This is a genomic window from Vibrio sp. ER1A, from assembly GCF_000733315.1.
In the GTDB taxonomy this organism is placed as follows: domain Bacteria; phylum Pseudomonadota; class Gammaproteobacteria; order Enterobacterales; family Vibrionaceae; genus Vibrio; species Vibrio mediterranei.
On record NZ_JPJA01000040.1, the window covers coordinates 1 to 9,874 of the forward strand.

At 44.9% G+C, this 9,874-nt stretch carries 10 protein-coding genes and 1 pseudogene; 5 read left to right on the forward strand and 6 right to left on the reverse strand.

Features of this window, described 5'->3' with window-relative positions:
* Positions 1-35: 35 nt before the first annotated feature.
* The 5 genes from HW45_RS28700 (at position 36) to HW45_RS04035 (ending at position 2,957) form a co-directional block, all read left to right on the forward strand.
* Positions 36-173: a GlyGly-CTERM sorting domain-containing protein gene (locus HW45_RS28700; RefSeq protein ID WP_160171192.1), complete on the forward strand. Its 138-nt coding sequence runs from the start codon at positions 36-38 to the stop codon at positions 171-173.
* Between the two features lie 1,190 nt (positions 174-1,363).
* A complete protein-coding gene (locus HW45_RS29875) occupies positions 1,364-1,567 on the forward strand; it encodes a hypothetical protein (protein ID WP_235225355.1) in 204 nt (67 codons plus the stop codon).
* On the forward strand, positions 1,537-2,121 hold the full coding sequence (locus tag HW45_RS04025) for an integrase domain-containing protein (protein WP_051867744.1): 585 nt from the start codon (positions 1,537-1,539) through the stop codon (positions 2,119-2,121). The genes HW45_RS29875 and HW45_RS04025 overlap by 31 nt, the downstream gene beginning before the upstream one ends.
* Before the next feature lie 40 nt (positions 2,122-2,161).
* The gene (locus tag HW45_RS04030) at positions 2,162-2,425 is read left to right on the forward strand and encodes a hypothetical protein (RefSeq protein ID WP_235225356.1); all 264 of its coding nucleotides are present in this window, start codon (positions 2,162-2,164) and stop codon (positions 2,423-2,425) included.
* Positions 2,426-2,510: 85 nt separating this feature from the next.
* The gene (locus tag HW45_RS04035) at positions 2,511-2,957 is read left to right on the forward strand and encodes a hypothetical protein (RefSeq protein WP_038225014.1); all 447 of its coding nucleotides are present in this window, start codon (positions 2,511-2,513) and stop codon (positions 2,955-2,957) included.
* 690 nt (positions 2,958-3,647) lie between these two features.
* Here HW45_RS04035 and HW45_RS04040 read toward each other — a convergent pair.
* The 6 genes and pseudogenes from HW45_RS04040 to HW45_RS04065 form a co-directional block, all read right to left on the reverse strand.
* A complete protein-coding gene (locus tag HW45_RS04040; RefSeq protein ID WP_038225015.1) occupies positions 3,648-4,790 on the reverse strand; it encodes an iron-containing alcohol dehydrogenase in 1,143 nt (380 codons plus the stop codon).
* 11 nt (positions 4,791-4,801) lie between these two features.
* Positions 4,802-5,602 (reverse strand): rhamnulose-1-phosphate aldolase, encoded by an 801-nt coding sequence (gene rhaD, locus HW45_RS04045; protein ID WP_038225016.1) that lies wholly within the window; start codon positions 5,600-5,602, stop codon positions 4,802-4,804.
* 83 nt (positions 5,603-5,685) lie between these two features.
* Positions 5,686-6,945 (reverse strand): L-rhamnose isomerase, encoded by a 1,260-nt coding sequence (locus HW45_RS04050; protein WP_006071370.1) that lies wholly within the window; start codon positions 6,943-6,945, stop codon positions 5,686-5,688.
* An 11-nt stretch (positions 6,946-6,956) separates the two neighbouring features.
* Positions 6,957-8,402, reverse strand: a complete 1,446-nt coding sequence (rhaB, locus tag HW45_RS04055; protein ID WP_038225018.1) for a rhamnulokinase — start codon at positions 8,400-8,402, stop codon at positions 6,957-6,959.
* A gap of 325 nt (positions 8,403-8,727) precedes the next feature.
* The gene (gene rhaM / locus HW45_RS04060; RefSeq protein WP_006071368.1) at positions 8,728-9,051 is read right to left on the reverse strand and encodes an L-rhamnose mutarotase; all 324 of its coding nucleotides are present in this window, start codon (positions 9,049-9,051) and stop codon (positions 8,728-8,730) included.
* A gap of 12 nt (positions 9,052-9,063) precedes the next feature.
* Positions 9,064-9,874: pseudogene (locus HW45_RS04065) on the reverse strand (nucleoside transporter); the annotation flags it as partial.

The following is a 9,874-nucleotide window of genomic DNA, read 5'->3' on the forward strand; positions in this document are numbered from 1 at the left end:
CTCGCGGGTGAATAGTTACAATCGACGAGCTAACAGTGAATGTCACTACTTCTGCACCAACCGACGGCAAAAGCAATAGTAGAGGCAGTGGAAGTAGCGGCGGCGGTTCATTTGGTCCATTTGGATTGCTTGCTCTACTGCTAGTGGGAATCTATCGTAGAATCCGTAAATAACAACATTGCGGTCGTTGATTTTTGGGGTTCCGGCCCCTTATTCGCTCCTAGCTAAGAGGAACTACGCGGAAGCCTTTTGCTAACTAAACTTATACTCAATGCATTTAGTTCATGAATAACAAGAACGATTGCTCTCGACATAATGGAAAGGCCTCCATTAAAACGTATCCGTCTAGCACACTATTATTCGATTGTTTTTCCTGTCACTTGATTGAACAATTGTACTCACTGCTAGTGCAAAAAGGATACTGTAACACTATGCCTTATAGAGAAATTGAAATAGCAAAGCAAACACGCTTTGATCGGATAAGCGACACTTGTTTTCCTAAGACCCTTACGTGCAATTTTACTATATGTGCAATCAGATGCCTAGGCATTGGTGATGCAATTGAAGTTCTCGGCAAAAGGAACGGTATTTTGGAGTAATTCTGAGTTACGAAGAATCGACTACCAATGTGATCACCAAGCGACTTTGTGTTGATGCCGAACACTGTAAACACACCTTTTTCCTTTTGTGTGCCAACTTCAATTGAACCTGTCCTCTGATACTCCGTCACATGCCTTAGTTGTGGCAATGTTAGCCTGACTCTACGAGCTCAAAAGCTACTAAGCGAGCCAAAAAGAATTCACAACACCGTCAATGAAGTTAAGTTTCTAGCGAATACACATACGACAGCCCAATGCAGGGTTAGCTTTTTGCCTACCCAGGCTTCAATGGAGAAAACGACACGACAATGAATTCGTCTAATTTCATCGAAGAAATTAGACGAAGAGAAAAATCTACCGCTCGTATAAGGACTACGGGCAGTGCACAACATTACTTAGAGAAGTAGCTGGAAGTTCAGCGTTATTAGGTGATCGAGAAACGATGGTAAGCATATTTTTATTGGCGTTACCACTCAGACTGCCAACTCGATACATAACGTGAAAGTACAAACTTAAGACATAGCCCCTGATGGTGGAATCAACGCCTAATTCAGCTGTCGACTGAGCCATCAGAGACGTCATTTTTAGAATAGAAAATGTCGTCACCTCTTATTTGGTGAGGATGCAACAAGCCCTCGATTCCGCACATGGAAGAGCATCAAATAACTACCGACGTATATCATTTATCGCTACAGCCGAATGGCCGCGCAATCAGCTATGTAAAACGCAGGAGACATTATGAATAATTTATAGAGGAGACTAACTTGACAAAAAAATACACAGGACATCGTCTAAAAGGGGTAAGGGATTTTACAAAACCAAATTACTCTCTAGGTTCAAGAGATATTGAAAAAGCGCTAATCAACGCCAGTCTTGAACAACAGGGGGGCATCAAATCCAATACCCACATGTCGCGATTGCCTTGGTTGATGGGTCAGTGCCCGATGTATTACACCAAAAAGTTTTAGCTGGCGTAACGGTCGAACTTCAGTTGGTGATGCAGCTACAACGCTTTTTTGGAATGCGATTTCGAGAAGCAAGCCTATTTGATGCACAGCAATGTCTTAAAGCAATAGAGAATAATGAAACACCTTCCATAGTCCGTGCTACTAAGGGAGGGCAACGGCGACTAATTCCAATTGAAACCAGGAAGCAATACCAGCTTATTCAAGAGGTGGCTAACTACCAGAAGCAAAGCTATTCCAGAACGCTGATTCCCGAGCGGTTCAGTTTTAAGGCTTTCCAAAGTCATGCATGGCGAGTGTCCACGACGATAGATGCGCATTACAAGACTCATGGTGAGCGAAAATATTATGCTTGTGCCTTCTATTTAGACAGGGCCGGTGTTCCTTGTCCCGTTCAGTCTGGGATTTCCCATGGTAAGGAGCACTATCAATATATAGCAAATAAACTGTCGATGACTTTGCAACAAGCAAAGGCTTTAGACCTAAGTGTTCGCACAGAGCTGTCTAAGAGACTTGGACATCATCGCGTTGAGATTACAAACTCGTACCTGGGGTAGCGTTTTGAATCCTACTACATACAGGCAGGTCATGACGATAATGGCGTCGTATCAAAAGCCAGGCATCGCTTTTCGTCGTAAACAGGTTGCACGCCTCCTTGCTATTTTAGAGAATATTTTCGAGCATGAGCCTTATCTAGGTGAGCAGTTACACAAAGTAGGTAAAAGACAGATCATCGGCTATTGGCAAAGAACAAGATACGAATCAACCCAAACCCGCAAAGAAAAGTATGCAATTTTGAAGCTCTTCTTTGAGCAAGCACACTTAAGGGGTAGAGTGCCATTTCCTAAGATGGACTCGTAAGTAAAGCAGAAAAATGGCTCAACACACTTACGCAATTCGATAGTTGACCATACGACATGCATAACTAAAACGTGGAGGTAAAGTTATGTATGAAAATATCGGCTCAGAAAGCAATCGTTACTCATTGATAATTGAGCAAATGGATGAGGCATACGGTGTGCTCGATTGGATTATCGACAATGGTCGTGATGCAGACTACCGAGCTAGAGAAGCTATCGAGCGGATAGCGACTAAGTTCTGGGTTATCGGAAAAGATGCTCATGGAGCTCAGTTTGATTTAAGACTACTAACGCCGGAACAGGCAGAGGAAATCGTCAACGCAATAGTGTTTTCTTCGTGTGGAGAAACCAAACTTGCGTTAAATGATCTTGTTCTTTTTTCATTCGCTTTGAGTGTGTTCCGTACACATATCATGGTAGAAGACTATGAAATGGAAGATTCTCTAGACTCTGATGGTCACAGAGGTTTAGTGCTGAAAGATGAACACCTTCGAGAGCTTTGGCCGTGGGATCGACTTTTTATTAAAAGTTGAAGTGAGTGAATGTTAGAAAAAACAGGTGCCTCGGATGAGGCATTTTTTAACTCTTGAATCCAACAAATAAAGGTACTAGGATGGGGTACTGAAGCAACATTTATATATCCATGTCGATTTTCTAACTGACTGAAAATAAAAGACTAAATCTGTCATTTAGTCATGTGGCTGGAGCTTCCACCCATTGAAAACGCCGCTTTTATAAGCGGCGTTTTGCTATCTAAATCTCATCAGATCTTCGCTAATTACCGTCTTTCCTGTGATAACAGGAATCTATCCATACCGTCCACTGAATCACATGAATTATCTCAACTAGCTATCTTACGAGGTTGGCTTACTCTTGCCCCAAAGTTTGATAGCCGAGTGCTTAGTGTAATCTTCTATTTCTGCAGATTTACCTATTTTTTCTGATAGCAGACTTTATTCATCAGACGCGCAAAGGAGTTTGCATACCAGAGAATAATTAGAAACAGGATTAGGAGAGATCTAGAATGTAGCCGTAATTACGGACAAGATACATAAACAGAAAGTCTTGGTGCTTACATAAGTACCAAGACTTGGTTGATAATGCATACGCAACAAACAGTGTTGACAAATTTCAACTGGATATAGGGGAAATAGGGAAATGCCAACATGGTTTTGTTGGCATTTGTGTTGCGGAACAAAGAGTAAATACTGAATCTTCCGGAGCTACAGTGCTTTTCTATACAGTGCGATTACTTGATCACGAGTCATTGGATGCGGGTTACCGCCTGCACAAGGGTCTGCCAGAGCATCATCTGCCCAGCTCTGAATATCTTCTTCCGTTACGCCTAGTTGAGCAAAGCCTTCAGGGATGCCTACTCGGCGGTTAAGAGCATGAAGTTCATCTATCGCTGCCAGACTTGCTTCTTCTACGGTCATACCAGAGGTGTCTGCGTCAAGCGCCTTGGCAACCTGGGCAAATTTTTCAACGCAGTACGGGCGGTTAAACTCACACACGACAGGCAATAGAATTGCATTGCATACCCCGTGTGGTAAGTCTTTGTGAGCACCGGCAGGGTGAGCCATTGCGTGAACCATACCCAGACCTGCGCTGTTAAATGACAAGCCGGCGATAAACTGACCGTATGCCATCATTTCACGTGCTTCGATGCTTGTGCCGTCATCAACCGCTTTTGGTAAGTTTTGCGCGATGGTTTTGATTGCTTCCAGAGAAATATAATCGGTTAGTTTGTGTGCCCCAACAGATACAAAAGATTCAACCGCGTGTGTTAATGCATCAATACCGGTTGCTGCCGTTGTATCGCTTGGAACACCAAGCATAACACTAGGATCGTTCACTGAAATTTCCGGAATGATCTTGTCCGAGATAATTACGTGTTTAACGTGTGTCTCTGTATCAGTGATCACTGCGTTACTCGTCACTTCTGCCGCTGTACCTGCAGTGGTATTGATTGCGTACAGAGGAACGCCAAGCGTTATTACTTTCTCAATACCGTTATACGCTGCAATCGGACCATCATTAGCAGAAAGGATTTTGATGGCTTTCGCGGTATCAATTGAGCTGCCACCACCGAAACCAATAATAAACTGCGCCTCAGACTCAGAATACATCTTGTACGCGCTGTTCACGGTATGGGTGTCCGGGTTTGGACGCACATCTTTGAAAAGCATCAGGTTAAGCGAACTGATGAGAAGTTTGTCAGCAAAGCCAAGCTCTACCAGAGCCGGGTCGCAGATCAGAAGACCTTTTTCACTGCCATGCTCTTCAGTCAGACGTTCAACTAATGCTTCAATTGAGCCAACACCGGAGTAGTTGATCTTCGGAAAAGCCAGTTTGAACACACTCATAATATATACCTCTATAGATTGAATTCTCGTTTCAAAATATCCATATTTTTTCTCGTCACACCTTCAGGCTCATAACCAGCAGCTATACACATCAGGTATAATTTTGCGCCTTTGTTGGCGACATCTACGTAATCAAATGCTTGCAGCGCATCGGCACCGGAAGCGGTTGCACCGTGTTTTTCCCAGATCGCAACGTCATGCTTAAGCAATGCTGCTGTTGTACCATCCGCTAACTCTTCTGAAGAAGGCAGACAGTACGGGATCATGCCGATACCGCGTGGGACGAATGCACGGACTTCCGGCAGCATCTTCCAGCAGGTATGGGTGAACAGTTCGCTGCTCTTTGAAATGTCTGAGTGATGAGAAAGCGCAATCAGTTCAAGTGGGTGAGTGTGAACTACGGATTTGTGGTCAGAGCCTGCTTTGCTTTTTTCTACAAGAATCTTAATATGGCTGATAAATTCAGAGGTTGGGGCGAAATCTTCACTCGCTTTTCCGCCCCAGATGATTTGGTAACCGTTTGCCGCTGCGTTGACTTTAAGTATACAACCCGCATAGTCAGGCTCCCGCAGTTCACGGATTCGTTGGCCAGTACCTTTTACGTAATAAATGCGGTTAGCACTTTCTATTGGCAGTTGCAGTGGCAGTGTTTTTTCTTGCACGTCAACTTGCGGGATTTCATCGAATAGATCTGTGACGTCCACAGAGATGTTACCGCCGTTGCGCTCTGCCCATTCACGTTGCCAAAGGTACTGAGAAACTTCACTGACTTTCTCTATTTCACATATCACTGCATCGTTTAATTGAATCATAGTATTAGCCTTTTATATCTAGTTAACTTAGCCATACAAGTCAGACGTAGAATCTGACTTGTTTGATTGTTGAGCGGTTTGAATTAACGTGTTTCCAGAATGGTTGCTTCGTAATCCTTCACATCGTTGATCCAATCAAAGCCAACCGGGACTTCGTTTTGCAAACAGTGGTAATTCCATACAGCTGCCCATGGTAGAGAATGAGCCTCTTCAATCAGTCCAAGGCGTGTGGTGTAATCGAAGGATGCTTCTGCCGCTTTTAGTTGCTCTACTGGTTCAAGCAGGGCTTTAAGTAGTGCTTTTTGTGCGTTGCGGGTACCGATAACCCAAGCCGCTACGCGGTTGATTGATGCATCAAAAAAGTCCAAGCCAATTGCTACGCGATCCAGCAGGTTGTTGCGTACGATTTCACGCATGATTGCCTGCGTTTCGTCATCGAACGACACCACGTGGTCAGAGTCCCAGCGAACCGGACGGGTTACATGTAGCTGTAGGTCATTGACGTACAGTGAACATGCACTGATTTTGTCGCTGATCACTTCAGTTGGGTGGAAATGGCCTGCATCAAGGCATAGTGCCGTGCCGCGGGTTGCAGCGTACGCTAGATAGAACTCGTTGCTGCCAACGGTGAATGCTTCTGCGCCTATACCGAACAGTTTGCTCTCTACAGCATCTTTGTGGAACTCAGGAGAAATCTTCTCAGCTAGAGCTTTGTCCAGAGAGTCTGCAAGACGTGTGCGTGGAGAAAGGCGGTCAACAGGTTGATCTTTCATTCCGTCCGGGATCCAGATGTTCATAAATGATGCTGTGCCAAGTTCACGGCCAAAGTATTCAGAAATCTTACGGCTCGCTTTTACGTGTTCAATCCAAAACTGACGGATATCTTCGTCCGGGTGAGACAGCGTCAGACCGTCGTCTGCTTTAGGGTGAGAGAACAGAGTCGGGTTGAAGTCCAGACCAAGCCCTTGTTTTTTCGCCCACTCAACCCATCGAGAAAAGTGCTCAGGTTTGATTTGATCACGTTCAACATATTCATCGGCATCGATGTAAATCGCGTGCAGGTTAACGCGCTTCTTACCCGGAATAAGAGAGAAAGCTTTTTCCATGTCCGCACGCAGTTGATCTGGTGTTTTTGCCGCGCCCGGGTGGTTACCCGTTGCTTGGATACCACCACTCAGGGCTGTTTCTGGCGATTCAAAACCACGTACATCGTCGCCTTGCCAGCAGTGCATAGAGATTGCTGTCTGGCTCAGTAGCTCCATTGCTTTATCTGTGTCCACACCGTATTTTTCAAAAACCGCTTTTGCTTGTTTGTAAGCTGAAATGATCTGCTCTTTGCTCATGGTTATGTACCTTATTTAGTTATTTGTTGGAATTGGGATTTGATTTGTTCCAATCCCTCAATAGGGTTTGCAGTGAAGCTCTTCACATCGGAAGAGGCATCGATAATCTGGCGGCCTTCTTCCAGCGAGGTAATAATGTTGGACGCGATAAACTGGTTAATCACGTTGCCCAGTGCCGAGGCTTCTGTCGGTTCGGTCGATACCCTGATCTGACAAACATCGGCACAAAGTTGGTTCAGGAACTTATCTTGCGTGCCGCCGCCGACAATACGTAATTCAGTTATGGATTTGCCGGTGACTTCCGCAAGCTCGGTCAGTACCCTGTCGTACGCTAGGACTAAGCTGTCGTAGATACAGCGAATGACTTCGGAAAGAGTTTCCGGCGCTTCCATGTCACGCTTGTTGAACCAGTTTTTAATCGCATGTGTCATCGACGCAGGATTTAAGAAATCATTGTCATTAGGGTTGACGATATACTTAAACGGCTGTGCCTGGCGTGCCAGACTAGCGATATCCGGGAACGTCAGTGATGGGTTTTCTGCTTTAATGCGCTGAATCAGCCACAAGCCCATGATATTTTTCAGTACGCGATAGCGACCATCCACATTACCTTCGTTGGTCAGGTTGTATTGGTAAGCAAGTTCGTCGGTGTAAGGTTCAAAGCTTTCAATCCCCACTAGAGACCAGGTGCCGGAACTCAGGTAGGCCATAGTCTCATGAGTGATTGGTGTTGCTGCTACTGCTGATGCGGTATCATGACTTGCCACAGAGCATACCGGGATTCGTACATCGCCTAAGTGGTACTCACCAATAATGCGGTTTGGCATTTTAGGTGGCAGGAACCAGTTTATTTTTGCACCACATGCGTTAATAAGCTCCTTGCTCCACACTTTCTCTTTGCAGTCCAGAAGCTGACTGGTGGAGGCATTGGTGTACTCACAGTGTTTAACGCCGGATAGCTTGTAGTTAAGGTAATCCGGAATAAACAGCAAGGTATCAATCTCGCCATACCATTCAGGCTGTTGATCGTGGATCGCTTTTAACTGGTTAATGGTGTTAAAAGACAGGAACTGAATGCCCGTTGTAGTGTAGATATCTTGCAGGGTTAGCTGATTATCCGCTAACAGCTTATCTAGGACACCTTCTGTACGTGCATCACGGTAGCTGACAAACTCACCTAAGTGTTTACCAAACTTGTTTAGCAGCACAAAATCGACCCCCCAGGTGTCTATGCCCAGTGAAGTAATCTCAATACCTGTCGCCACTACTTTATTGATGCCTACTTTGATCTCTTCTAGAATTGAGTAGAGATCCCAGCACGACTCATTACCATGCATCACTTGCTGGTTTTGAAAACGGTGAAACTCTTCGAGTTCGATTTTTCCGTTGTTTAGATAACCGACCATGACACGTCCGCTTGACGCCCCAAGGTCTATTGCAATCACAGCCTTCATCATGAATACCACCTCTTGTTCTTTAGAGCTATTACACCGTTTTTTGCGACCGAATAACTTCAAAAATCCCCCCGTAAAAACGCAATTGGTGCGTTTTTTTCAAGAAGCTCATGCGGCGTTTCAAAGTTTTGATAAACAACGTGATACTGCATAGATAAAGTTCTGCCAGAGCTTCTCTAAATGTTTGGTTTTATGTTCTTTTGAAGAAGGAAGCAGTTGAACGGTAAAGCGGGAAGCGCAGATGGAAAAAATTCGTCACTGTCAAATAATAAGCCTCGCAATATAGCGAGGCTTATTGACTGGTTATTTACTGCGATTGGTCTTAACGTTAAGTCAGATAGAAGACGGAATCTAGGGTTACAGACAACGGAGAGTTATCCGGATTGGTTGCCATAATGTCTTGCATATAAGCCCACCATTTCTGACAAGTCTCAGTATTGGCAACCCGACCCCAACGCTCCTCACTCTCGATTTCGACATAACCAAATAGCTGATTAGTCTCCTCATTGAGAAAGATGGAGTAGTTGTGACCGCCGTGACTTTTCAGAACGTCCACCAACTCTGGCCAGATTTCATCATGTCGTTTTTTGTATTCTGCCTTACAGCTTTCATTGAGCTGCATAACAAAGGCTTTTCTGATTAAGTCATTCATTTATATACTCTCTTAAGTTTTGTCACGCAGAGTGATCCAGGTGGTCGCCGAGATAAAGTAAATTACAGTCGGATAAATCGCGAACGCTTTAAAGGACTCGAATGCCACTTGGTAGTCAGCATCTGCGCCCCAGACTTTCAATGCAGAAACTACCAACGCAGCCAGAGAGGCCAGAGCAATCGCGCCGGAAGCTTTCTCCAGCAGACTGGCTGGCTTAGCTTCAGTCTGTTGTGCTGCTTCGCGTTTCGCTAGTTCAGCATGGTACTCTTCACGTTGATTCTGCTCTTGTTGGTATTCCGCTTCCTGTTTAGCGTAGTTATGACCGGCACCCATAGATTTCGCTAACGTGATGTAAACGGCCATAGACAGTAGGTAAGTCGGTACAAAAAGGAAGAACAAATGCAGGATGCCCATCTGTTCACACGTTATCGCAAAAACAACACCAATAGCCCAAGTGATAAGTGCCGCTTTGTTCAGGTCGTTACCTTGGTACTTAGACCAAAGTGGAGTCAGACCGATTTTCTTGAATACCCAGTGCTCAGACACGATGATTGCGCCAACTGGTGCCAGCAGAAGACCCATGTAGCCCACAAAGTCTAATAAGCGGGTAAATACGAATGGGAAACAAGCAATAATAGCGGTAACAACACCAACGATAGTCGTGATGTATGCACGCGATTTGTTCGGGAAGATACTTTGGATTGCCAGACCTGCACGGTAGATAGTTGGATTAGACGTTGTCCACCCTGCAATGATTACCGCAACGATACCTGTCGCGCCAAGAACCGCGTGAGCGATACCACCAGCGTCCAAGTTAGACATT